The sequence below is a fragment of the Bacillus sp. CR71 genome (genome assembly GCF_003429245.1).
Taxonomy (GTDB): Bacteria; Bacillota; Bacilli; order Bacillales; family Bacillaceae_G; genus Bacillus_A; species Bacillus_A thuringiensis_S.
Genome location: NZ_CP031748.1, coordinates 770486 through 795773 on the forward strand (window position 1 = coordinate 770486; position 25288 = coordinate 795773).

A 25288-nucleotide genomic window follows, 5' to 3' on the forward strand; every position below is an offset into this window, starting at 1 on the left:
CATCAGCTGTAAATTTAGCCATAGAAAAACTGCACCTCCAATTGTTAGACTGTGTCTAACAATTGGGGTGCAGTTCAAATTCGATGCTCTATTTTTTATGTATAAAAAAATCCCTCTTTATGAGGGATTTTAATGTGGTAAGAAAATTAATTGATAAGCGAACAAGATTCCAAATACATACACAAGTGGGTGAACAGCACGGAATTTACCTTTTGCTACTTTCATAAGTGGGTATGAAATAAATCCAAGTGCGATACCTGTTGCGATACTTGATGTAAGTGGCATGCTTAATATTACTAAGAATGCTGGGAATGCTTCATCAAATGCGTCCCAATCGATGTGACGAACTGAACCCATCATAAGACTACCAACGATAATTAATGATGGGGCAGTAATAGCTGATACACCAGAAACGGCACTTACTAATGGTCCAAAGAATGCTGCTAGTGCGAATAGAACAGCTACTGTAACAGTTGTTAAACCAGTACGACCACCAGCTGCAACGCCAGCAGAAGATTCAATGTAAGCTGTTGATGGTGTTGTTCCGAACATAGAACCGATTGTTGCTGAGAATGAGTCAGATAGAAGAGCTCGTCCAGCTTTTGGAAGCTTTCCATCTTTCATAAATCCACCTTGTTGAGCAACGCCAAGTAATGTACCTGTTGTATCGAATAATGTAACAAGGAAGAATGAGAATACAACGCCGTATAATCCGTAGTTAATTACGTCAGATACAGCAGTAATTGGATTTGAAACGATAATTCCTTCTGGTAATCCAGGCATTGATGTAACACCGTTTGAGAATGTTAATTGTCCTGTGAAGAAAGCGATAATACCAGTTAATAGCATACCGATAAATAGTGCGCCATTTACATTTAAAGACATAAGGATAATAGTAATTCCAAGTCCAGCTAATGCTAGTAGAACTGGAGCAGAGTGAAGATCACCAAGTCCAACTAAGTTTGCATCATTTTTTGTAACGATACCTGTTAAACGTAAACCGATAAAGGCGATAAATAGCCCGATACCAGCAGTAATTGCATGTTTTAAGTTTTCAGGAATTGCTTCCATTAATTTTGTACGGAAAGATGTAAATGATAGCAAAATTAAAATCATACCTGCTACGAATACAGCAGAGAATGCAATTGCGAAAGTCATGCCTTCATGAGCTTTTACAACAGAGTAAGAGAAGTAAGCATTTAATCCCATACCTGGCGCGATTGCGATTGGTAAGTTTGTAAAGATCGCCATAAATAATGTTCCGACAACAGCAGCGATAATTGTTGCTGTAAATGCTTGTTCAAATGGAACACCTGCATCCCCAAGGATGACTGGGTTTACGACAATGATATATGCCATTGTTAAGAAGGTAATAATACCTGCCATAATTTCAGTTTTAATAGAAGTTTTATGTTTTGAAAGGTTAAACATATAAACATCCTTTCTGTTTACGAATAATTTTCACAACAGTTATATATAATATTCGTTTTTTAACTATTTTGCAATAGTTTTGTATAAAAATTTTACAACAATTCATATTTTGTGTCTTAAATTCGAATATTAATCGTAACTTGATGTTTGAATTTCAGTTTTTATTATGCACATTATAAGAAAAAGGAGTTGAAAGAAGCTATGCCACAGCAAAAAAACTTTGTAACAATGCCAGCGCAACATCAAAATAAACAGCCTGGTATTGAATCATTAATGAATCCACTTCCGCAGTTTGAAGATTCGAATTATAAAGGTAGCGAAAAGTTAAAAGGAAAGAATGTATTAATTACAGGGGGAGATAGTGGGATTGGACGAGCTGTTTCCATCGCTTTTGCGAAAGAGGGAGCAAATATTGCGATTGCTTATTTAGATGAGGAAGAAGATGCAAATGAGACGAAACAACGTGTTGAAAAAGAAGGAGTAAAGTGTGTATTGTTGCCGGGTGATTTAAGTGATGAACAGCATTGTAAAGATATTGTAGAAGAGACCGTCCAGCAGCTAGGTAGTTTACAGGTTTTAGTAAATAATGTCGCGCAGCAATATCCGCAGCAAGGACTAGAGTATATTACAGCAGAACAGCTAGAAAAGACTTTTCGTATTAATATTTTTTCTTATTTTCACGTTGCGAAAGCCGCACTTTCTCATTTGAAGAAAGGAGATGTCATTATAAATACGGCATCTATCGTTGCATATGAAGGGAATGAAACGTTAATTGATTATTCCGCAACGAAAGGAGCAATCGTAGCGTTTACAAGATCACTTTCTCAATCATTAGTACAAAAAGGAATTCGTGTAAATGGTGTTGCGCCGGGACCGATTTGGACACCGCTTATTCCATCGAGCTTTGATGAGAAGAAAGTCTCTCAGTTTGGGAGCAATGTCCCGATGCAAAGGCCTGGTCAACCATATGAGTTAGCGCCGGCATATGTATATTTAGCGTCTGGTGATTCTTCTTATGTTACGGGACAAATGATACATGTAAATGGGGGCGTTATTGTAAATGGATAGTTTTCATTTATAAGAGCAAAGTAAAGCTAATTACAATTATTATGGTGAGCGCTAGGGGGGATATAGGTGAAAAGGGTATGTTTCGTTTTACTATTATTTTTCTTCCTACCGGTTAGTGCTTTTGCTGATACAGATCATTTAATATTAGTGAATCTTACCACAAACCAGTTGTCTTTTTTTGAGAATGGAAATTACACAAAAACATTTCCAGTAACGACTGGAAGAGATCGTACACCTACGCCTGAAGGTAATTTTTGTATTATAACTAAATTTAAAAATAAAGAATACCATCGAAAAAAAATAGCTGGGGGTGCACCGAATAACCCTCTTGGTACGAGATGGCTTGGGCTAGATAAGAATGAATATGCGATTCACGGGACAAATCGGGAATGGACGATTGGAAGTAGGGAATCAAATGGCTGTATTCGCATGCATGACAGGGATATACAATGGTTATATGACCGAGTACAATTACAAACAAAAGTAATCATTTCTCGTTTTCATACGAGCCCCGAATATGAAGCGAATAAGCTTGGTTATCGCGTTGTGAGCTGGAATGGACGAAAAATAGAAGAAGAACAAATTGGAGTACTTACGTTAGTAGACCGCGCAGATATATATTGGCAAGAACCAAATGGACAGTTAACGAAAGTGAAAACGGTATTGCCGAACGAAAGATATCCAGTGTACTCAAAGCGAAAAGATGGGATATATTATATAGGAAACAATTCGTATATTATAGATGAAACAGGAGAGAAAATTCGTTACGAGCAAATTCCTTCTTCGATCTTAAGTAATATATATAAACGGAAATACAATGTTCCGTAATGGCTACCGTATTACAGACGGTAGCTTATTTATACTTGGAGTTTAACTGCAACTATTGTATTTTGCTGAATATAATACAGTACAGATAGGGGGCGGTTATATTATGAAAAGTGAATTTGCGTTTAAAGTTTTCTTAGTAACGACCTGTTTATTTATCGTGTATTTATATGCGTTTCTCGTCTTTTCTTTTTATGTTCCATATGTTGATTTAATATTATTCTTCGGATTTATTTGGGCGTTTGTGAAAGCGAGGGAAGGAGAGAAGAGTATATATCGGCGCATTACCCTATGCGGGACGGCCGTTCTCGTTATTTTATATTTTTTTATTATGCATGATTTTTGGAGAGGGATGTAAAAAAGCATACGATGAATCGTATGCTTTTTATGTTTAATATTTAGGCTTAAATGTATGACAACAAGTCTCTACACTCGTTGCTACAGAACTTTCTAGCGTCTCGTTTGTTAAAACAGCAGCTGTATATGAATCATTTTCAGTTTGACCAGTTTCATCTGCATCAGGCTGAACGACGATCGCACTTGCTTGACAAAAGTTACCTTGTCCCCAAAAAGAACAGTTGGAAACAGAACATCTTACTTCTGGCATAAAACCCCCTCCTTATACATTAGTGTGGGATTTTACGCCCATTTCATGTGTAGAAGGAGTTTCCTTTTCTCGTTACTTTTTCGTTTGCTCAAGCCATTCTTTTAATTTGTCTTTTGGCTGTTCACCGCTAATACGGCTTACTTCTTTGCCATCTTTAAAATGAATGATTGTTGGTGTACCTTGAATTTTATATTCATCCCAAGGAGCATCTAATTTTTCAATATCCATAACTTTCATATCAACGTTCAAGTCTTTAGCCATCGGCACTACGACAGGAGATAATTTTTGGCAATGAACGCAAGATGTTTGATAAAAGTATACTGTTTCTTCTTTTTTCTCTTTTAAGTTCTTTTGAAGATCTGAAAGAGAGATTTTATTTGTGTAGTAGTCAGAACCGTTTGTCTTACTTTCAGTAGGATTATCAATTTTTTGGCTAGTAGCATTTTTTTCTTCCATTTGTGTTACTGCAAAAATTGCCACGAACAAGGCGATAATAATACCACCAAATATAAGCATTTTTTTCATTCTTTCATCTCCTTATTTGTTTTTGATGACAATAAAGCTACAAACAGCGATTGTAATAAAGCCGATAAGTGCTAAAAACGGGATTGTCACAAAGCCGAACCAGTTTATGTATTCTCCCGTACATGGTACACGTCCACAAGCTGCCCCAGCTGCTGAAAATGCTGCGACTTTTTGAATTGCATAGTGATATAAAGAAATACAAGCGCCAATAGTTGCGATTGGTAAAGAATAACTTGCGATGCGATAGTCTTTCTTTGCTACAGCAATACCAAGCCATAAAACGAATGGATACATAAAAATGCGTTGATACCAACAAAGGACACAAGGCTCAAATTTCATGATTTCGGAAAAGTACAGACTTCCTAGTGTAGCGATAAAAGAAGCTCCCCATGCGGTAAGTAAAGCATATTCTTGCTTTTTTTTTCGTCCCATATTTTATACCTCTCTTATAATAGTTACATACTAAATTATAGTATGAAGTGGTATAGAAAAGAAAGAAAAAATATGTTTATCAATAAAAGTTTTATAAGAGGAAACTTTTATTGGTATTAATATTTTAAAAAAGCGCCATTCTCCTAAAGAGAATAGCGCTATATTTTACATTTGAATTTGCTCTACTTCTTCTACATGCGACTTTTGGGATGCATGGTCAATATATTGAAATAGGAGCTGCAGTTGTTTATCAACTTCTGGTAGTTCTTTGCTGTATTGATAAGCGTGTAAAAAATGCTCAATACGCTTAGAAAATAATTGATCGTTCGTTTGAACCATGAGAACGAGTAATTTATCCCAATTACAGCAATACGTGTAATAGAGAGCTTTATCATAGTCGTTATATGTTTGCACTGTGTACCCTCCTTACCGAGAGTTATATATAGTGTGTGATAAGTAAGGAGAAATACACTTGAAAGAATTTGTTAAGAAAAAAAGAGAATGAAAAGAAAAAACGAGGAATTCCCTCGTTTTTTAAGCTTTTGGCATTGGCGTAGGTGTTGGTTTGCCATAGCCTTCTTTGTATTTATTATCGATATAGTTACGAATTTCAAGCGTTGATTTTCCTTTTTGTTTCATGGAAGCAGATTCAACTGCGATTTCTAGGCAATTGACGCAAGTCGTTGCGTGGGAATCCCAAACAACTTCACCATTCTTTTTAATTTCACGAATAAAGCAGTTTTTATTATTTTTATGTCCTACACTTTCACCGCAACCACAATAGCATGGAATCCAATCTAATAGCTCTGCATTTTGCCCAGCGACGGTGTAAATATCTTTCATTTGTGGATCAAGCTTATCTAGGAAGGTCGGAAGTGTGTCGACTCCTTTTGTTTTCTCTTGAATGTCAGCTTGTTGAGTGTGGGATGCATGGTCATGTTCTTCTTTTTTTGATTCAGAAGATTTTTGGTCATTTGTACCAGTACTTCCGCATCCAGCAAGAATTAAGCTTAGTACTGCAAGTAAAGAAAATACATACTTTTTCATTCGCTTGTCCCCTTTACAAATGTATTAATCAAATTGTATCAGAGATTATGGAGTGTCGGGTGAAGATTTTTTCGACTGATTTTTGAAACGCCATCTTAGCGAATGAAATAGAAATAAAATTGGGATATAAGCGTATACAATATATAAACCCGCTTGAGATAGTACGGTATTTAATGTATTGATACTTTCACGGTTTGTGAAAAGCAGAGAAGCTGAAAATATGATGAAAATAAAAAACGGTAATGTAAATTTAAATGAAATATGAAAGGAACGCTTCATCGTTTGACATGATGACCAAATGGTTAAGCAAAGGTTTGGTAAAATAATTAAAAACCAAACGAAAATAATAATATATTCAAAACGCTGAATAAAAGGAACTTTAATTATTTTTAACATTGTTAAAGTAGGCCAAATAGTACGGTTTAATTGACCCTCACTATAATACATAAAGGATACGATAGCTAAAACTACATAAATTAAGGTGCTAAAAGCAATTCCAGCATGGGCCCATCGTTTTAAAGATTTTCCTTTTTCAATAAAGGGATAAAAGATAAGAATTGTTTCAAACCCCAGAAATTCCAATGCGGAGTGCTTTGCAGATATAAGCATGTCAAAAGGTGAATGCGTAAAAATAGGTAAAATATTACGGAAATGTGCATACTTCATTGGATAAATTAAAAAAAATATCACGAAAATAGGAAGCACAATACCCCAAAAGCATATCCCTGTCACAGAGCGGAAGCCGCCTTTTATAATGTAGTAAGTGACTAATAAAAACATAAGGGTAAGTTTCCATAACTTAATGGTAGGGAAAATCCAAACTTGTATCACTTCCATATATGTACGAAGAACAGTAAGGCAAAATAATAAGCAATAAAGAGTGAAAATTACAGAAAATATAGAGCCAATCCATTTTCCAAAGGTTGTTGTATGAATGCTAATTAAATCTCCGTCTTTTTCAAGCATTTTTAACATACAAACCAGTACAATATGAGTTGCAATTCCCGCAATAATAAGAGAAATCCAGGCATCATAACCAGCGTTTTTTAAAATTACACGTTGATATCCGAGAATTCCTATACCAATCTGGAGAGAATGCAATAAAATAAATGCAAAATATGGAGAGACAGTTTTTGATGTATTCATTGTATTCATTGCTCATTTCACCTCACTATTCACCGATTCCAGATTGTACAATATTAAGATCTAAATTTATATCTACTGCTACATTTTTATACATATTTCGAATTTGTTTTATATTCCATTTTCTCGTATGGCTTCTAATTTCATCTCGTATTCCTAAAGGATCAATTTCCTTTTCTTGAAATTGTTTTATTAAATCTTCGCAGTCTTTTTCAACATTTCGTTCAATTTGTTTTCTTATATAGTTGATATTTGTTTTTTTTCTTAAATCAATCCAATTGGGGGAGTTTTTAATTAATCCATTTAATTTTAAATGGATTTTTACTTTTGGTATGTCGCCAGTTTGATCTATATCATACTTGTTTTCTCCAGCTAAGTTTTGTATAACAACCATACCTTTATGCTTATCTTTTTTTATTGCTGCTTCGTAACGTCCATTTTTCGTAGGATTAATAAGTAATTTTGCTAAAACAGAATGTCTTTTATCTGTATACATGACTACTTTATCGCCTTTTAAAAAGGCAAGTCCTTTGACAGCGATAGAATGATTATCGTCCATTTTAATATAAGGAACATAGGCATCACATACAGAAGAGTAATAATTATATAAAAAAATGTTTAATGTGGTTTGTGGAATGTTCTCATTTCGTATATTTTGCTCGAGTAAATCGGCAATATATAAAGACCCATTTTTTTTTCCGTAATTTAAAAGCTCTTCAGCCGATCCATCTACAATTGCTAGTTGTACATCACGCCCGATATTTGGGTCACGTTGTAAGTTAGTAATAATTTCTCCCATTCCGCGTTCTCCTAGCGTTTTTCCAAATAGGACGACACGCATTTGACCTACAACGACATTGTGAGGAGATTTCGCATTTAATCGTGAAGCGATTGTTTCAAGGGAACGAGCAGATGTTGATTGCGTCTCTGGCTTAGACTTTACACCATGTGTGTATTCAGGGAATAAGATAGTTCCTTGGAATCTTTTGTTTTTTGTGATGTCAAATCCAGCAATATGAATAATACGCTGTGTATCCACTATATAGGTTTGTGTACAGCCAGTTTGTAAAATGAAGAAGATAATGATAAGGTGCAATAAAATTTTTTTCATTCATTCTCACCATCACGTTTTTGCTTCGCTTTGTTTGGATTATAGCGCCATTTTGATTTTGGTCTAAGAAAAGAAGGTCTTTGAGCCGTTTGACTAAATGGTAATCGAAGAAAACCTTCTGCTGTACCTAAACCACGAAATGGATATAAAGGTAATAAATAAGGTGATCCAAGTGATTTTAATTTAATTAAATGAGCTAAAATGAATACAAATCCGACAATAAGGCCTAATCCTCCGAATGCACCGGCTAAAAGAATAAGTGGAAAGCGTAATAACCGGATAGTAGAAGACATCTTTACGGTTGGTGTTGTGAAAGATGCAAGAGCGGATAAAGCGACTGCAATTAATAAAATTGTACTTGTCAAAGCCGCCTCCACGGATGCTTGGCCAATTACAATCCCCCCAACAATCCCAATCGTTTGTCCGACTTTCGTTGGTAAACGTGCTCCTGCTTCACGAAGCAATTCGATTGTAATTTCTAAAAAGAGTGCTTCTAGAATAGGAGGGAAAGGTACGTTAGCTCTCGAGAAAATAATAGGACCTAGTAAATCGGCAGGAATCATTTGATAATGATATGTTAAAGCCGCTGTATAAATAGCGGAGGAAAAAAGAGAAAATATAGCCCCAAAAAAACGAATAATACGAAAGAACGATCCAATCATCCACGGTAAATAATAATCTTCTGGTGAAATGAAAAAATCCAGTAACGTTGTTGGTCCTGATAAAGCATATGGAGAGCCATCTGTTAAAATCAAAACTTCCCCGTTAATTAACGCAAATACAGCTCGATCTAATCGTTCTGTAGGTAATAGAACAGGAAAAGGTGAATTGCTATTATCACTAATAAATTGCTCAATCATAGTTGAATCAAATGGGACATCAAAGTCAATGTCTTCTAGCCGTTGTATTGCGGTGTTGATAAATTGTTCATTTGTAACTCCTTCTATATAAGCAACTGCTACTTTCGTTTTTGATATAGATCCGACGGTAACTTCTTTAAAAATGAGTTGCTCCGTTACAATATTTCGGCGTAATAAGTGTATATTTGTATCAAGGTTTTCAACAAAACCGATTTTAGGCCCGATTACGCTATACTCATTTTCTGTATCGTTATATAATCGTGTTCCTAAAACAGTACTTTCAGCACGAATTAAAGCATATTGATCGGGATTCGAATTGTTTTTTAAGCGTATTAAAATATATCCACCTAATAATTTCTCACGAATATCATCAATAGAAGGGGAGGTAATAATATCTTCAATAGAGACGATATTACATAAATCAGAGATATTTTGAATTTGTTCCGATTCTTTTTTTAGAGGAGTTAAAATAAATTGTTTAATAATAAGTGCTTCCACGACAGATTTATAATAAAACAAGCATAACGTTTCATCTTCAAGTACGTTATAAGAAACAAAATCGCTTGATTCTTTCATGGTTTGTATAAATTCTGGGATAGAACAAAGTGTTTTTGTATTAGTCTTTTTTGATTTCTTAGATGATAAACCGAACATTTTCTCACCCCTAACTTACATCATTTACTTGTGTTAGTTTTTGGGAAAGACGGGAATTTATACTTAAAAATTGAAAGTTCATAAAGAAAAGGAAGAGTGGTGAATGGCTCTTCCTTTTTAGCATTTTAATTTGTTTTTTGTTCTTTAATAGACTTCACTAATTTCATCATTTCCGCTCGTATATCTTCTCTTTTTACATTTAATTTTTCGGCAATTTGTTTAATGTCCATTCCATCTTTTTTCATTTTTAATACATCATCAAGAGGGGTATTGCTTTTTTGAGAGATGATTGTTAACACAGTAAGATGACGCAATTTGATGTTATATTCTTTCATTTTTTGCTTTAGCTGATCCGGTGTGGATTTTTGCATAGTTGCTAACTGTTGTAGCAGTGCTTGCTTTGTTTCTTTATTCATATGATGCTTTTTCAGCTTACTTGGATCTACACCGAAATGCTCGGCTGTTTTCTCCCAAGATTTATTTTGCTTATAGTAAGCTAAAACGTCTTTTATTTCTTTTTTACTGATTCTTGCAATGTGAGCAGCTCTCCAAATTTCATGTTTGTTGTAGCCGAGTTTTTCTAGCGACTGCATTTCTTCTTCTGAAATAGGCTTATGATGGTGCAATGTTACTTCTTTTGGCGTGGCAGCGAAAGTAGGGAAGACGGTTGCCCCGAATAATAATGTTGCCATGGTCATACTTACTGCGATTTTTTTGTACATATAAACTCCTCCTAGATGGATAATGTAGAAAACTGTACACATATCATTTCCATAAAATGTGAAATACTTGTGAACAAGTTAAGTTTTTTTATTCACAGTATTAAATGACATTTTTAGAAGTTTTCCAACATAAAACATTGATTAATAGTAAAAAACTAAGGTATAATCGAAATTGAAAATCAATATCAATAACAAATGTATACATATAGATAAAAATAAGGGAGAGAAAAATATGACTACATATACTTCCATCGCAAATTTGATTAAAGAAAGACGCTCTGTACGTACATTCACAGATAAAGCTGTAGATAAAGAGTTATTAATTGAACTATTAAACGACGCAACGTGGGCACCGAATCATAAACACCGTGAACCATGGAATTGTAAATTATACATTGGAGAAGGTCGCAAAAAATTAGTAGACGCAGTATTAAACTCTTTCACAGAAGAAGAAAGAGCGAAACGCGGCAAAATTTTATCAGATCGTTTCTTAAGCACGCCCGCACAAATCGTTGTTTATATTAATGAAGATCCACGTCAAATTCAACGTGACGAAGATTACGCTGCAACATGTGCATTTATGCAAAACTTCCAACTGCTTGCTTGGGAACGTGGATTAGGTTGTGTTTGGAAATCAGGCGGATTAAACTATAATCCATTATTTATAGAAGGACTTGGTTTAACAAGAGGTCAACGTATCGTTGGAATTCTTCACCTTGGCTATTTCGATAAAGCACCAGAAGGAAAAGCTCGTACTCCGATTACGGAGAAGATGGAGATTATTGAAGGTTAATAGATAAGACATTCTCGTTTTTGCGGGGGTGTCTTTTTATTATGCAATCAATCCTCATGAAAGCTTGTTCTCCATCATACACTTTCTTAAGGGAAAGTGTAAGGAGGGAAAATAATGAGAGCAAGTGACGATAAAGCACTGCAATATGCGATTGCGGAAATTACGGAAATTGCGACTGGATTTGGGCTTGATTTTTATCCGATGCGTTATGAAATATGTCCAGCGGAAATTATTTATACATTTGGTGCATATGGGATGCCGACGCGGTTTTCACATTGGAGTTTTGGAAAACAGTTTTTTAGAATGAAATTACAATACGATTTAGGTCTTAGTAAAATATACGAACTCGTTATTAACTCTGATCCATGTTACGCCTTTTTATTAGATACGAACTCGTTAATTCAAAACAAATTAATTGTAGCGCACGTTTTAGCACACTGTGACTTCTTCAAAAATAATATTCGTTTTTCAAATACGAAGCGAGATATGGTAGAAAGTATGGCGGCAACAGCGGACCGTGTGAAAGCGTATGAGCATAAGTACGGAAAAGCAGAGGTAGAAACATTTTTAGATGCCGTACTTGCCATTCAAGAGCATATTGACCCATCGATTATGCGTCCAAAACTTGCGTGGAGTATTGAAGATTTAGAAGAGGATGTAGAAAAGAAAAAGATATCACAGTACGATGACTTATGGAATTTAGATGATCGAAACAAAAAGAGAGAACGACCTAATATGCATAAAAAGAAGAAAATTCCGCCGCAACCAGAGAAAGATTTACTCCTCTTCATTGAAGAATATAGCCGTGAGCTAGAAGATTGGCAGCGAGATATATTAACGATGATGCGTGAGGAAATGCTATATTTCTGGCCGCAGCTTGAAACAAAAATTATGAATGAAGGCTGGGCATCATACTGGCATCAACGCATACTCCGTGAAATGGACTTAACATCTTCTGAAGCGATTGAATTCGCAAAGCTTAATGCAGGTGTAGTTCAACCATCAAAAACAAGTATTAACCCATACTACCTAGGTATTAAAATGTTTGAAGATATAGAGGAGCGCTACAATAACCCGACAGAAGAAATGAAACGACGCGGTGTAAAACCAGGATCTGGCCGTGACAAAATCTTTGAAGTACGCGAAATCGAATGGGATGTATCATTCTTAAGGAACTACTTAAACAAAGATCTCGTAATGAGAGAAGATATGTACTTATTCCAACGCCAAGGAAAAGAATATAAAGTAATAGATAAAGAGTGGGAACATGTACGTGATCAGCTCGTAAATATGCGTACAAATGGTGGCTTCCCGTACTTAGTAGTAGAAGATGGTGACTACTTAAAGAACGGAGAGTTGTACATTAAACATAGTTACGAAGGAATTGAGCTCGATTTAAAATACTTAGAAAAAGTACTGCCATACATTCATCAGTTATGGGGAAGAACGGTGCATATGGAGTCGATTGTGGAAAGTAAGGGCGTTGTGTTTTCTTATGATGGGAAGATGGTGCATCGGAAGTATGTGTGATGAAAAGAATGGACATAGAATGCTATGTCCGTTCTTTTTTATTTGGGGCAAAGTTAAATATGCTATTCTTGAAGAAAGGGAGTTATATAGAGAAATGGAGCGATTCAAATGAGCAAAATAGGGGTATGCAAGGTAGATATTACGCCGCCTGTCGGTATTGATTTTGTTGGATACCATAGAGAGACAGGAATAAATAATATTGAAGAGCATATTTATGGGACAGTTTTTGTATTTGAAAAAGATGAAATGAAAACTGTGTTTATAAGCATTGATAATATTGGGATGTTAGTAGAAGATACGAATATTATTCGTGAGCGCGTAGCTAGCAGGCTTCATGTGCCATTTGAGCGAATAACAGTTGTTTATACACATACACATTCTGGTCCGGAAACTGTTGGTGAGCAAGCTTTAGTAAAGTCGTATAAAACGAGTTTAGTAAATAATGTAGTGCACGGTGCTGTTACTGCAAATAATAACTTGGGGCTATGTGAAGTTGGCTGGAGTGTTACGACAGGTGATATTGGGATAAACCGAAGAGAGAGAACATCTGATGGAAGAGCAAAGATGGGAACAAATATAGAGGGTGTTGTAGATAAGCGAATTGGCATGTTAGCAATAAGAAATGCTGAAACGAAGGAGCTATCTGGGATTATTGTATTTTGTACTGCGCATCCGAATGTTTTAAAAGGTGATAGCGATGTATTATCAGCGGATTATCCTGGAATGACGAGGGAGATTCTTGAGAAAATCGTAAATTGCCCTGTTATTATTGTGCAAGGAGCTGCTGGTAATGTAAATGCGAAGTATCGCGGTTCAAGGGAAGCAGTAAAGCAAATGGCTTACACACTTAGTGGACATGTATTAACAATATTGCCAATAGTTACATATAGCCCAATTGTAAATTTAAGAACAGTTTCGAGTATGATGCAAATGAAGTTGAAAGATATTCCTGAAATGAATGAGATACGAAGCATGGCTCAATTGGCGGAGAAGCAGTGGGGTGTGAACACGGACGAGTGGCTTACTATCGTTTTAGAGAAATATAAGCAAGGTATTCGGCAGTTACGTATTGATTTAGAAGTTCAACTGTTTCAAGTTAATGATGGAATGTTCTTTGGTATACCGATGGAACCTTTTTCAGAAACCGCGTTAGAAGTGAAAGAGAGTCTTCAAAATGAAATAGCCTTTCTTGGTGGATATACGAATGGATATATTGGTTATTTACCGACAAGGGAAGAGTTTACATATGGTGGATATGAAGTAGAATTAAATCCTGTTGTATATGGGCCTGTTACGAATTTATTGATGCCACCGGAGAAAAATACTGCGGAGCTGATTGTGAAGAAGGTTACGGGCTTATGTAATAAAGTGAAGCTTTAATAAGACAGATTTTTGAAAGCAGAGTAAAGAATATAAATAATTGTTTGAGTTTATTAAGTTAATGTAATTAACAATGATTATCATTGTTAATTACATTGACTTCTAAAAAAAGAAAAACTAGAATTTATAAAGGGATCCTCAATTGTTTGCTATCACTTGTATAGGAGGTAAGTTATGTTGGATAGCTTTATTTCTATAAGATGCAGGTTGGCTCTTTATCGTTTTGGTGTTCTTTTTATATTTTTTTGCATAGTATTTTTGGTGCATCAGAAGGTGTATGCAGAAGATGTACCGTGGACATCGGTCTCAAATGAGGGAGAACGTGAACTGTTTCAAGAACAATCATTGTATAGTAATGATCGAAGGGGAGAAGATCTTGTTTCGCCCTCATTTGAAGGGCGAAAACATGGTGGGGAAGATTGGGGAGCATATTTGGAAAATAGTACGTTAAATTATTCACCTAATATTCTTACCTATTCTGTTATAGGAAGCGATGATCGAATACGGGTTAATGATACAAATTCATATCCGTATAGCGCTATAGTCCATGTTGCGACTCAGTAAAATAGTGGAGAAGTTTATGGGTGTACAGGAGCACTAGTTAGTAAAGATACAGTGCTTACAGCTGGACATTGTATTTACAATAAAGAAATTGGTGGATGGGCGACAAATGTTATTGTGACCCCTGGTAGAAATGGAAACCAAGCACCGTATTTACCTTATAGTTGGACAAAACTCTATTCAGTAAGTGGATGGACTGATAATGAAAATTCAGATTATGATTATGGAACGATTAAATTAAATGGGTCTCCAGGAGATTATATTGGCTGGTTGGGATATAGAACTACCTATGTAGAATCACCAAAAGGTTTACTTGCGGCGATTCCTGGATATCCCGCTGATAAAATAGGAAATGAACGTTACACAATGTGGAGAGACTATGGTCCAATTGAGGGAGTTTCTCCTAGAATGTTAACATACAAGAGGAAATAAAAATATGAATTTTGGAAATCGGATAACAGACGATGTGTTTAATAATATTAAAAAATGGCCTGAATAAATATAGTAATTCTATTTGGATTTTGTATTGTATATTGGTCATAATCATGATGTCTAGTTATATAGTAAATAACGAAGAGAATGTTAGTAAAGTTGTTAATCCTATAACTTTCTATGTTCAAAATAAAGAGAAACAACAGATAAAAGACTTTGAAATTATGCTTATAAAAGATGAATTACCTCAGCCTAGTAAAGAAATCGTGATTTCGATAGGGAAAACTAATTAAGAAGGAAAATTGATTTGGAAGATTCCTAGAAAAGGAAAGTATATAATTTTATTGCCGAATAATGAGAAAAAAGAGATTTTGATTAATGATAGAAATGTAGCTAAATTAATAATGATTAACGTAAATTAATAAAAATAGGCCGAAACCAATCATATGGTTGATTCGGCCTATTTTTATATAATTTAGAAAAATTGTGAAGTAAGTATAAATTTCAGTCTAAAGATTAAAAACTTTACAATATACCCTGAAGGGTATATGATATTATACAAAGTTATAAAGTAATGTATAATATAGTTACAATTACGGAGGTGGTCTATAGTGGAATACAATCAAGATATGAAAAATAGATTGAAACGTATTGAAGGTCAAGTTCGTGGTGTGCTTCGTATGATGGAAGAAGGAAAAGATTGCCGAGAGGTTATTACACAGTTAACGGCATCTCGTTCTGCACTTGATCGTACAATTGGACTCGTTGTTGGAACGAATTTAGAGCAATGTTTGCGTGAACAGTTTGAAAGTGGTAATGGTTCAAATGAAGAGTTAATTAAAGAAGCTGTTCAATTACTTGTAAAAAGCCGATAATCTGTCAAACGTAAGTGTTGACAGATTTTCAAAAACATTTTAATATACCCCTACAGGTATATGTATGTGAATTGTGGAGGAATCGATTATGAGTATAAAAGTGGATATGAGTTTAGATTGTAAAGGTTTGGCTTGTCCGATGCCTATTGTGAAAACGAAGAAGGCGATAGAAGGGTTAACACCAGGGCAGGTGATTGAAGTTAAGGCAACAGATAAAGGATCTACGGTAGATATAAAAAGTTGGGCGAGTAAAGTAGGACATCAATATATCGGGACGAAACACGAGGGGGATGTATTGGTGCATTATGTTAGGAAAGCAAACGAGCATGAAGTGAATGAAGCTGTGAAATATCCACATACAATTACGAATGCAGAATTACAGTCTATATTGTCTCATGGGGAAGAGAGCATTGTATTAGATGTTCGCGAAGCAGCGGAATTTACTTTTGGCCATATTCCATCTGCCATTTCGGTGCCATTAGGTGAATTAGACAGCGCAGTGTTAGATCAGACGAAGCAAATTTATGTTATTTGCCGAACTGGTAATCGCAGTGATATAGCTTGCCAAATGTTGAATGAGAAAGGTTATTTAAATGTGAAAAATGTCATTCCAGGTATGGTAGAGTGGCAAGGGAATATAGAGAAGTAAATTTTTTTGAACGAAAATATACCTATGGGGGTAATAAGATGAATGTTAAACCGTTACAAGCAAAAGATGTTGCAGAGAAAGTTTTATTCGGAGAGTTATTCATTTTAGATGTTCGTAATGAGACGGATTATGAAGATTGGAAAATTGAAGGGAAACAAGTTTCTTCTATTAATAAACCTTACTTTGACTTGTTAGATGGTGTAGATCATATTGTAAGTGAATTACCTAAAGATAAAGATGTTTTAGTAGTATGTGCAAAAGAAGGGTCTTCTATATTTGTGGCAGAGCAATTAACAGAAGCGGGATTACAAAATATTTATTATTTAGCTGGTGGAATGAAAGCTTGGAGTGAATATGTGAAGCCGTTAAAAGTAGGGGATGTACAGGGCGGAGGGAGTATATATCAATTTAATCGTCTTGGAAAAGGCTGTTTATCTTATATGGTTGTTTCTAACGGTGAAGCAGCAGTTATTGATGCGGTAAGGACAGCCGAGGCATATGAAGAGTTTGCGAAAGAGCATGGCGTTACGATTACGAATGTAATGGATACACATTTACATGCAGACCATATTTCTGGTGGACGTAAGTTAGCTGAAAAGGTAGGTGGTACGTATTGGTTACCGCCAAAAGATGCCGAGGAAGTTGTTTTCTCATACGAACCGCTTGTTGAAGGATCTGTTATTACGGTGGGGGGTACTAAAATTGTAATTGACGCATTATACTCACCAGGGCATACGATTGGAAGTACGTCATTCATTGTTGATGATTCTTATTTATTATCAGGCGATATTTTATTTGTAGATTCAATCGGGCGTCCTGATCTTGCTGGTAAGGCTGAAGATTGGGTGAGTGATTTAAGAAATACGTTATATACACTTTATAAGGAACTGTCTCAAGATTTAATTGTTTTACCAGCCCATTATTCAAAAATAAGTGAAATGGATGAAAGAGGCGTTGTGAGTGCGAGCTTACAAGATTTATTTAAAGAGAATGTAGGGTTAAATATTGCTGATGAAATAGAGTTTCGTAAAGCTGTGACAGAGAACTTACCGCCACAACCAAATGCATATGAAGAAATTCGTCAAACGAATATGGGGAAAATTCATCCGAGTGTGGAAGAAGAGCGAGAAATGGAGATTGGCCCAAATCGTTGTGCAGTGCATGAGTCATTATAAAAATAACAAATTGGAGGAATTGATTATGAATATAAAACAAGTATTAGATGCGAAAGGTTTAGCATGTCCAATGCCGATTGTAAGAACAAAGAGAGCAATGGATGCTTTAGACACTGGAGAAGTGTTAGAAATACATGTAACGGATAAAGGGTCAGTTAAGGATATTCCAGCGTGGGCAAATAAAAGTGGTCATGACATTGTAAAGCATGAAGAAGAAGGCGATGTACTAAAGTTTTGGATTAAGAAGGCGTAGTAAAGAAATAATTTTATAAATATAGAGGGGGAGTTATATGAACACAATATTAAGTACGCTTTTCATTGTACTTGCTGCAGGATTTGTTATTTCACGTTTTTTACCGGTAAAAGGTGTTCGAAATATAAGTGGAAAAGAATTAAAGAGTATAGTGGGGAAAAAGGGGAAGCAATTTATCGATGTTCGTACAGTAGGTGAATATAGAGGGAATCATATGAAGGGATTTCGAAATATCCCGTTAAATGAGTTAGCTAGTAAAGCAAATCAATTAGATAAAAATGCGGAAGTAATCGTTATTTGTCAGAGCGGGATGAGAAGTAAGCAAGCGGCAAAGGTATTAAAGAAATTAGGATTCCAGCACCTTATCAATGTTTCAGGTGGTATGAATGGTTTGTGAGGAGGACTTTAAAATGAAAGAAATGACAGCAAAAGAATTAGAAGAAAAATTATTACGTAAAGAAGCAGTAAATATTGTGGATGTCCGTGAAGTAGAAGAAGTAGCTGAAGGAAAAATTCCAGAAGCATGTAATATTCCGCTAAGGATATTAGAGTTTCGTATGCATGAGTTGAATAAAAAGAAAGAATATATTATCGTTTGTCGCTCTGGCGCGAGAAGTGCAAGAGCCGTTCAATTTTTAGAAGGTTACGGTTTTCGAGCAATCAATATGGTAGGTGGTATGTTAGCTTGGGAAGGTAAAGTCATATAGCATAGAGATAAAAGGTTTGAGCCTTTTTATAAATAATTAAATACCCCTATAGGTAATTCGAAGGAGGAACAATATGGAACAACAGAAGAAAACGACAATCGTGTTATTTAGCGGAGATTACGATAAAGCAATGGCTGCTTATATTATTGCAAATGGTGCAGCGGCGTATGACCAAGAGGTAACTATTTTTCATACTTTCTGGGGATTAAATGCTTTAAGGAAAGATGAACATGTGAATGTAAAGAAAACATTTATAGAAAAAGTATTTGGAAAAATGATGCCACGCGGTGCCGATAAGATGGGATTATCCAAAATGAATTTTGCTGGCATGGGGCCAAAGATGATTAAAGGCATTATGAAAAAACATAACGCAATGCCTTTGCCAGATTTAATTGATTTGGCGAAAGAACAAGGAATTAAACTTGTAGCTTGTCAAATGACAGTAGATTTATTAGGGTTAAAAGAGGAAGAGATTATGGAAGGGATAGAGTTTGCAGGCGTAGGGGCATATTTAGCAGATGCTTCGGATGGGAATGTAAACTTATTCATTTAAATCACCTTCTTTTTAGAAGGAGGGGGATGTAAGGTGAGTTTAGTATTATTACTTTTTATAATTGGGTTTATAGGATCGTTTATATCAGGAATGGTTGGAATTGGCGGTGCGATTATTAATTATCCGATGATCTTATACATTCCAGTATTGTTAGGATTTACTGGTTATACGTCACATGAAGTGAGTAGTATTACAGCGGTACAAGTATTCTTTGCAACTTTTGCAGGCGCATGGGCTTATCGGAAAAGTAATGATATGGATAAAACGTTAGTTGTGTATATGGGAGCTAGTATTTTAATAGGAAGTTTCATAGGGAGCTTTGGTGCTAACGTATTAGAGGAACATACGGTCAATGTTGTTTATGCAGCGTTAGCAACAATTGCTGCTATTATGATGTTCGTACCGAAACGAAATAACAGTGGTGAAGTGACATATAATAAATGGTTAGCAAGCTTGTTAGCGTTTATTGTAGGAGGAGCATCAGGCATTATAGGTGCTGGCGGTTCTTTCTTATTAGTACCGATTATGTTAGTTATTTTAAAATTGCCGATACGTACAACAATAGCAACATCTATCGCTATTACGTTTATTTCCTCAGTAGGGATTACGACTGGAAAAGTGATAACTGGTCAAGTAGTTGTAATTCCAGCTCTTATTATTGCGGTTGCAAGTATCTTTGCTGCGCCGCTTGGAGTGCGAGTCGGGAAGGGGACCAATCAAAAAGCACTGCAATATATGTTATCGATTTTGATTGTAGGCACTGCTGTTAAAATGTGGATTGATATGATATCGAAATAAAAGGATGGGCTGCTTGTAGCCCATCCTTTTATTTATGCCCAAATAACTTTCATTAAGTTTTTATATTCGTCATTTGCTAATTTATATAGCATTCTCGTATGTTCAAAGACAAGTGCTGGATTAAAGTTTGGTTCTGAGAATGCAAGAGATGCTGAAATATCAATTGCATTTTGCTTGTTTAATGTGAATTTTGCAAAGCGATAAGATGTGTTTAATTCATTAATGACATGTAAAATATCATTTGTTGATGTTGCATCAGGCACGTGAGCAACATTGAAGCAGTATATATCCACCGTAGGATGTTCGTTTTGGAAAGCAGCGATAAGTTGAATTTTTGCGCCAGCTTCTGTCTCTAATCCTACTGAAAAATGAACAGAGCCATCATTTTCATCTATATTTTCTTCCATGTATATATCGTTGGATTTTAAGTAGTCTTTAAAATCTGAGATGTTATGTTTTACTGCAGCTTTCATATGTATGAGCCCCCTGATAATTGGAATAGATTGCTACTATTTATTATAATTTAAAAATATTAAAAAAGATAGTTAGAAAGTTCTGATTTTTGATTCTGACGAAATAAAAAGAAGCAGTACTCTACCTCCATAGAGTACTGCTTCTTTACTATTCATTGTCGTTAGACGATGTTTCTGTATCTTCACTGCTATTTTTGTTCTTATTTTTCACTTCATTGTTACTTGATTCGCGTTCACTTGAATTTTCAGACTTAGATTCTTTTGTCTTTTTCGAATCAGAGTCTGAGTCAGACTTTGTATATGCAGGTAGCCCAAGATGAGTACGAAGTTCATTTGTAACATTAGCTAATTCTTTTTTATCTGGATTGTAGTAGTAAGTTCGACCACCACCAGCAGATTTGCTACATGTATCGTCACCTTTTGCCATATAGCAATCATCACCTTGGATTTGTAATTTCTCAATTTCCGAATCCGATCCGTACTTATAGAATGAAAGCATATCATCAAATGTTAAGTTTGTAACGAATTGTCCGTTAATATCATCAATGATGTTGCCAACTTTTGTTACAGAACCAGCATTTGTTAGTTTCTTTAAAATAGCTTCGATAACGAGTTGTTGACGTTGTCCACGCATTGCATCACTATCGATGTGTCTTGTTCTAGCAAGAGCAAGAGCTTCTTCGCCATTTAACTTTTGAACACCTTTTTCTAGGTGAATTGCCTCAGCATTATCATTGCTATCTTGCTCAGTAAATTCAACTGGTACATCAACTTCAACACCGCCCAAGTCATCGACGATTTTTATAAATGATTTAAAGTTAAATTTCACAAAATAATCGACAGGAACATTCATTAATTTTTCAACTGCATCAATGCTTGCTTGTGGTCCACCATTTTTTCCGTTTTTAGCAGAACCGAATGCATGAGCATGTGTAATTTTATCTTTTTTCTTTTCTATTGGAATATAAGTATATGTGTCACGTGGGATACTTAATAGTTTAACAGTTTTGCTATCTTTATTAAATGTTGCAAGTAAAAGCGCGTCTGTTCTTATAGCTTCACCATATTCTTTTCCTCGGACATCGCTTTCATCAACACCCATTATTAAAACAGAGACGTTATTTGTAATAGGTTTAACAGCTTTATCTCGTAAATCTGATTTATCACCGCGTGCTAAATCGTGTGCGGCATTTCGAACAGCAGAAGATGCTTTATTTACTAAAAACCAAGTATAACCGCCACCTATTAATAAAACGAATAGTATAGCGCTTATAATAATTTTTATTTTTTTCTTATTTTTGTTCGGTTTACTGCGTGTATTTTCTTGCAAAGATGGGTTTTGCTCCATTTCCTGTACTCCTTCATTTGGATTGAAATACGACACTCATATCCACTTATTATAATGAAATTTAGCGAAAAAAAACATTACAAATCATTTACATTTCGTAAAAATTCAATTTATTTATAAAAAGTCAGATTTTCTATATATTCTTTTTTAGATGTAGAATAAGTATAAGGGCTTTTGGTAGAAATGAAAATATATATTATGAGAAAGTGATAGGGAAGTAAGATTTGTTGAAATATAGCCAAGAAGAAATGAGTAAGCTTACTTATTTCTTCTATATAATAAAGAAGAATTTGACGGATAAAGGAGAGAGCATAATGAATCATACATCATTCCGAGCAATCGTTGTGAACGAAACGGAAAATCATCAGTTTGTAAGAAAAGTTGTTGAGAGAGAAGTAAGTAGTTTACCTGAGGGAGACGTATTCATACAAGTTCATTATTCTTCATTAAATTACAAAGATGCCCTTTCAGCTACTGGTAATAAAGGTGTTACGAGAACGTATCCTCATACGCCAGGAATTGATGCCGCAGGAGAAGTTGTGAGAAGTGAAGATAACTCCTTTAATGTAGGAGATCAAGTTATTGTAACGGGATATGACTTAGGTATGAATACCTCTGGTGGTTTCGGAGAATATATTCGCGTCCCATCATCTTGGGTCGTGCCTTTACCAGAAGGAATGTCATTAAAGGAAAGTATGATGTATGGGACAGCAGGTTTTACTGCTGCTTTGTCGGTATATAAGCTTATTGGAGCAGGAATTAATCCTGGTATGGGAGACGTTCTAGTAACTGGTGCTACAGGCGGCGTAGGGAGTGTAGCTGTTAGTATTTTAAGTAAGTTAGGGTTTAATGTAGTAGGAGCGACAGGGAAAATGGAAGAGGAACAGATGCTACTACGTCTAGGAGCGAAAAAAGTGATTCATCGCGCGGAATTGAATGATGAATCAGGAAGACCAATGTTAAAAGGGATATACGCCGGAGTTATCGATACTGTAGGTGGACATATGTTAGAAACAGCTTTAAAAACAGTAAAGTATGGTGGTTGTGTAACGACATGCGGTAATGTGGCAGGACAGGAATTACATACAACGGTATATCCGTTTATTTTACGAGGCATAAGCCTTTTAGGGATAGATTCCGTGCAATGCCCGGTGGATGTGAGAAGAGATGTGTGGACATTGTTAGCGGATGAATGGGAAAATTCAAAGTTAGCGTCTTATACAGAAGAATGTACATTAGAAGAATTAGATGAGAAGTTTGCACTTATATTGCAAGGAAAGTTAAAAGGAAGAACAGTTGTTAAAATAAAGTGAAAAAAGAGACGCTTAATGTAGCGTCTCTTTTCTTCATTATAATGATTGTTTTAAATTGATTTTTCCTTGTTCACCTAAAACACCGTCAGCGATATTTACAGCGTGATCGCCAATGCGTTCTAAGTTACTTACCATATCGACGAAGATGATACTTGCATCACCTGAACAGCTACGCTCGTTTAGACGTAATACGTGACGTTTACGAAGAACACGTTCCATTTGGTCGATTTTGCGTTCTTTTGCAATAACAGTTTGAGCTAGTTCGGTATCGAAGTTTGTTAAAGCTTCAACTGAGTCTTGCAGTGTTGAAATCGTTAATTCCAGCATTTCGTTTAATTCACCTAATGCTTCGTCTGATAGTGAAACACGATTTGAAATTTGGAAATCTACAAGTTCTACAAGGTTTTCTACATGATCACCAACACGTTCAATATCTCCAACAACACCTGCTAAAACGGAATGTTTTTCAGAATCCGTAGGTGAAAGCGGCTTTTCAGATAGTAGAACTAAATACTCGGTAATTTTTTTATCTAAATTGTTAATAGCTCCTTCTAATTGAGTAGCCATGTCAGCGTGTTTTTTGTCTTGTGTATTTAAAAATTGGTTTGCTTCTTTTAATCCATGTAATGAAAACTCAGCCATACGGATAATTTCTTTTTGAGCTTCTGTTAAAGCGATAGCTGGAGATTGCTCAATAAAGATTGGGTTTAAATGTTGCGGTTTGAAATCAATAGCAGAGTCTTCGCCGCGAATAAGTTTTGTTACAATCCATGCTAATACAGCGATGAATGGGAATTGAATAACTGCATTTGTTACGTTAAATGTTCCGTGTGCAAATGCAATTGTCATTTCTGGATTTAAGTTTAATGATGTTTGGAAATATTGAATTAAGCTTGTAAATGGTACTAATAAAATCGTAAATATAATTGTACCGACGATATTAAAGATAACGTGAACTAATGCTGCACGTCTTGCGGCAATAGAAGTACCGATTGCTGCTAATACAGCTGTAATTGTTGTACCGATGTTATCACCGAATAATACAGGAAGGGCAGCTTGTAAATCGATTGCACCTTGACCGAATAATTCTTGCAAAATACCGATTGTTGCGCTTGAGCTTTGTACAATTAAAGTGAAGACTGTACCGACAACAACTCCTAAAATTGGGTTATCACTCATACTAACCGTTAATTCTTGGAATGATTCTAAAGAGCGAAGAGGTTTCATACCTGCGCTCATTAATTCCAAACCGAAGAATAACATACCAAAGCCGAATATAACTTGACCTAAAGAATGTACTTTTTTATTTTTAAAGAAGAATAATAAGATAGCTCCAACTGCCATAATTGGGAGAGCGTATTCTCCGATTTTAATTCCGATAATAAATGCAGTAACTGTCGTACCGATGTTTGCACCCATAATAACACCGATTGCTTGTCTTAATGTCATAAATCCTGCGCTTACAAGTCCGACTGTTAAAGCGGTTGTTCCTGAGCTTGATTGGATTAATACCGTAACTAACATACCTGCTAGTACACCCATGAGTGGGTTTGTTGTAAAACGATCTAGAATATCACGAAGACGATCTCCAGCTGCTTGTTGCAGTCCATCGCCCATGTATTTAATCCCGAATAAGAAAATACCTAATCCACCAATGAACTGGAAGATCATATCTTGAACATTATATTCCACGCATTCCACTCCTTAAATTTCATGTACGATGTAATTATTAACTGAACCTTGAGTCACTGTAAACGGTTTGCTAGTAAAATTTACACTAAATTTACAAAGGGTAGAAAAGTTTACAATACCTTAAAGAAACAGCTGTATTTTATTGGTTTTCATCTTGTATAAATCTTAATTTTGTAAAGAAATCATACTTTTTAGAATAGTATTGTTCAGTTGAATATCAAGGAAAGCGTCTGCGAGTTCATCGTATATTTTTTGATGAAAGTTAAAAAAATATGTAGGAAAATGCATGTAGTTTTATAACAGCAAAACGAGAGAAAACAATTTTTTTAAC

General features: G+C 35.3%; 28 protein-coding genes and 2 pseudogenes. 17 read left to right on the forward strand and 13 right to left on the reverse strand.

Features of this window, described 5'->3' with window-relative positions:
* Positions 1 to 129 precede the first annotated feature (129 nt).
* Complete coding sequence (locus DOS87_RS03950; protein WP_000482710.1) at positions 130 to 1431, reverse strand: NCS2 family permease; 1302 nt, start codon at positions 1429 to 1431, stop codon at positions 130 to 132.
* 201 nt (positions 1432 to 1632) lie between these two features.
* Here DOS87_RS03950 and DOS87_RS03955 point away from each other — a divergent pair, with 201 nt between their 5' ends.
* From DOS87_RS03955 to DOS87_RS03965, 3 genes are all read left to right on the forward strand, one after another.
* A complete protein-coding gene (locus tag DOS87_RS03955; RefSeq protein WP_001136290.1) occupies positions 1633 to 2499 on the forward strand; it encodes an SDR family oxidoreductase in 867 nt (288 codons plus the stop codon).
* A gap of 66 nt (positions 2500 to 2565) precedes the next feature.
* Entirely contained in the window at positions 2566 to 3327 is a 762-nt protein-coding gene (locus DOS87_RS03960) for a L,D-transpeptidase (protein WP_000831959.1), read from the forward strand.
* Positions 3328 to 3430: 103 nt separating this feature from the next.
* On the forward strand, positions 3431 to 3682 hold the full coding sequence (locus DOS87_RS03965; protein ID WP_000834195.1) for a hypothetical protein: 252 nt from the start codon (positions 3431 to 3433) through the stop codon (positions 3680 to 3682).
* Positions 3683 to 3715: 33 nt separating this feature from the next.
* Here the strand turns inward: DOS87_RS03965 and DOS87_RS03970 are convergent, their stop codons facing one another.
* From DOS87_RS03970 to DOS87_RS04010, 9 genes are all read right to left on the reverse strand, one after another.
* On the reverse strand, positions 3716 to 3931 hold the full coding sequence (locus DOS87_RS03970; RefSeq protein WP_001115488.1) for a DUF1540 domain-containing protein: 216 nt from the start codon (positions 3929 to 3931) through the stop codon (positions 3716 to 3718).
* Between the two features lie 72 nt (positions 3932 to 4003).
* Complete coding sequence (locus tag DOS87_RS03975) at positions 4004 to 4456, reverse strand: thioredoxin family protein (protein ID WP_000738451.1); 453 nt, start codon at positions 4454 to 4456, stop codon at positions 4004 to 4006.
* Positions 4457 to 4468: 12 nt separating this feature from the next.
* A complete protein-coding gene (locus DOS87_RS03980) occupies positions 4469 to 4888 on the reverse strand; it encodes a disulfide formation protein C (protein WP_208730207.1) in 420 nt (139 codons plus the stop codon).
* Between the two features lie 165 nt (positions 4889 to 5053).
* Positions 5054 to 5302, reverse strand: coding sequence for a YhdB family protein (locus DOS87_RS03985; RefSeq protein WP_001195459.1), 249 nt, complete (start codon positions 5300 to 5302; stop codon positions 5054 to 5056).
* Between the two features lie 120 nt (positions 5303 to 5422).
* Positions 5423 to 5935 (reverse strand): PCYCGC domain-containing protein, encoded by a 513-nt coding sequence (locus tag DOS87_RS03990; protein WP_000761026.1) that lies wholly within the window; start codon positions 5933 to 5935, stop codon positions 5423 to 5425.
* A gap of 45 nt (positions 5936 to 5980) precedes the next feature.
* Positions 5981 to 7090, reverse strand: coding sequence for a GerAB/ArcD/ProY family transporter (locus tag DOS87_RS03995; protein ID WP_001095145.1), 1110 nt, complete (start codon positions 7088 to 7090; stop codon positions 5981 to 5983).
* Positions 7091 to 7106: 16 nt separating this feature from the next.
* Positions 7107 to 8189 (reverse strand): Ger(x)C family spore germination protein, encoded by a 1083-nt coding sequence (locus tag DOS87_RS04000; protein ID WP_000722242.1) that lies wholly within the window; start codon positions 8187 to 8189, stop codon positions 7107 to 7109.
* Positions 8186 to 9703 carry a spore germination protein gene (locus DOS87_RS04005; RefSeq protein ID WP_000467500.1) on the reverse strand — a complete coding sequence of 506 codons (1518 nt, stop codon included), beginning with the start codon at positions 9701 to 9703 and terminating at the stop codon, positions 8186 to 8188. Before DOS87_RS04005 ends, DOS87_RS04000 begins: the two co-directional genes overlap by 4 nt.
* A gap of 125 nt (positions 9704 to 9828) precedes the next feature.
* Positions 9829 to 10425 carry a hypothetical protein gene (locus tag DOS87_RS04010; RefSeq protein ID WP_142398810.1) on the reverse strand — a complete coding sequence of 199 codons (597 nt, stop codon included), beginning with the start codon at positions 10423 to 10425 and terminating at the stop codon, positions 9829 to 9831.
* Positions 10426 to 10657: 232 nt separating this feature from the next.
* Between DOS87_RS04010 and DOS87_RS04015 the strand changes: the two genes are divergently transcribed.
* The 13 genes and pseudogenes from DOS87_RS04015 (at position 10658) to DOS87_RS04075 (ending at position 20131) form a co-directional block, all read left to right on the forward strand.
* Positions 10658 to 11218, forward strand: a complete 561-nt coding sequence (locus DOS87_RS04015) for a nitroreductase family protein (RefSeq protein ID WP_086398169.1) — start codon at positions 10658 to 10660, stop codon at positions 11216 to 11218.
* A 114-nt stretch (positions 11219 to 11332) separates the two neighbouring features.
* Positions 11333 to 12748 (forward strand): stage V sporulation protein SpoVR, encoded by a 1416-nt coding sequence (spoVR, locus tag DOS87_RS04020; RefSeq protein ID WP_001202690.1) that lies wholly within the window; start codon positions 11333 to 11335, stop codon positions 12746 to 12748.
* Positions 12749 to 12856: 108 nt separating this feature from the next.
* Positions 12857 to 14128: a neutral/alkaline non-lysosomal ceramidase N-terminal domain-containing protein gene (locus tag DOS87_RS04025; RefSeq protein WP_000034541.1), complete on the forward strand. Its 1272-nt coding sequence runs from the start codon at positions 12857 to 12859 to the stop codon at positions 14126 to 14128.
* 174 nt (positions 14129 to 14302) lie between these two features.
* Positions 14303 to 15188, forward strand: a pseudogene (locus DOS87_RS04030) (trypsin-like serine peptidase).
* Positions 15154 to 15543, forward strand: a pseudogene (locus DOS87_RS04035) (DUF2606 family protein). The pseudogenes DOS87_RS04030 and DOS87_RS04035 overlap by 35 nt, the downstream one beginning before the upstream one ends.
* Positions 15544 to 15732: 189 nt before the next feature.
* Positions 15733 to 15996, forward strand: a complete 264-nt coding sequence (locus tag DOS87_RS04040; protein WP_000456206.1) for a metal-sensitive transcriptional regulator — start codon at positions 15733 to 15735, stop codon at positions 15994 to 15996.
* Between the two features lie 88 nt (positions 15997 to 16084).
* On the forward strand, positions 16085 to 16645 hold the full coding sequence (locus DOS87_RS04045; RefSeq protein ID WP_000023976.1) for a sulfurtransferase TusA family protein: 561 nt from the start codon (positions 16085 to 16087) through the stop codon (positions 16643 to 16645).
* Positions 16646 to 16683: 38 nt separating this feature from the next.
* A complete protein-coding gene (locus DOS87_RS04050) occupies positions 16684 to 17820 on the forward strand; it encodes an MBL fold metallo-hydrolase (RefSeq protein WP_001101340.1) in 1137 nt (378 codons plus the stop codon).
* A gap of 25 nt (positions 17821 to 17845) precedes the next feature.
* Entirely contained in the window at positions 17846 to 18073 is a 228-nt protein-coding gene (locus DOS87_RS04055) for a sulfurtransferase TusA family protein (protein ID WP_001022560.1), read from the forward strand.
* A 37-nt stretch (positions 18074 to 18110) separates the two neighbouring features.
* On the forward strand, positions 18111 to 18470 hold the full coding sequence (locus DOS87_RS04060; protein ID WP_001092313.1) for a rhodanese-like domain-containing protein: 360 nt from the start codon (positions 18111 to 18113) through the stop codon (positions 18468 to 18470).
* A gap of 13 nt (positions 18471 to 18483) precedes the next feature.
* Positions 18484 to 18780 (forward strand): rhodanese-like domain-containing protein, encoded by a 297-nt coding sequence (locus tag DOS87_RS04065; RefSeq protein ID WP_000661799.1) that lies wholly within the window; start codon positions 18484 to 18486, stop codon positions 18778 to 18780.
* A 73-nt stretch (positions 18781 to 18853) separates the two neighbouring features.
* Positions 18854 to 19333: a DsrE/DsrF/DrsH-like family protein gene (locus DOS87_RS04070; protein ID WP_000437740.1), complete on the forward strand. Its 480-nt coding sequence runs from the start codon at positions 18854 to 18856 to the stop codon at positions 19331 to 19333.
* A gap of 33 nt (positions 19334 to 19366) precedes the next feature.
* Positions 19367 to 20131, forward strand: coding sequence for a sulfite exporter TauE/SafE family protein (locus DOS87_RS04075; protein ID WP_000060625.1), 765 nt, complete (start codon positions 19367 to 19369; stop codon positions 20129 to 20131).
* A 32-nt stretch (positions 20132 to 20163) separates the two neighbouring features.
* On the opposite strand, the gene DOS87_RS04080 is transcribed toward DOS87_RS04075, so the two are convergent.
* Both DOS87_RS04080 and DOS87_RS04085 read right to left on the reverse strand, forming a co-directional pair.
* On the reverse strand, positions 20164 to 20604 hold the full coding sequence (locus tag DOS87_RS04080; protein WP_000642361.1) for a hypothetical protein: 441 nt from the start codon (positions 20602 to 20604) through the stop codon (positions 20164 to 20166).
* A 148-nt stretch (positions 20605 to 20752) separates the two neighbouring features.
* The gene (locus DOS87_RS04085; protein ID WP_000437427.1) at positions 20753 to 21952 is read right to left on the reverse strand and encodes an LCP family protein; all 1200 of its coding nucleotides are present in this window, start codon (positions 21950 to 21952) and stop codon (positions 20753 to 20755) included.
* Positions 21953 to 22179: 227 nt separating this feature from the next.
* Between DOS87_RS04085 and DOS87_RS04090 the strand changes: the two genes are divergently transcribed.
* Entirely contained in the window at positions 22180 to 23265 is a 1086-nt protein-coding gene (locus DOS87_RS04090) for a YhdH/YhfP family quinone oxidoreductase (RefSeq protein WP_074790768.1), read from the forward strand.
* A gap of 36 nt (positions 23266 to 23301) precedes the next feature.
* Here DOS87_RS04090 and DOS87_RS04095 read toward each other — a convergent pair whose 3' ends face one another.
* The gene (locus tag DOS87_RS04095; RefSeq protein WP_000456251.1) at positions 23302 to 24957 is read right to left on the reverse strand and encodes a Na/Pi cotransporter family protein; all 1656 of its coding nucleotides are present in this window, start codon (positions 24955 to 24957) and stop codon (positions 23302 to 23304) included.
* Between the last annotated feature and the right edge of the window lie 331 nt (positions 24958 to 25288).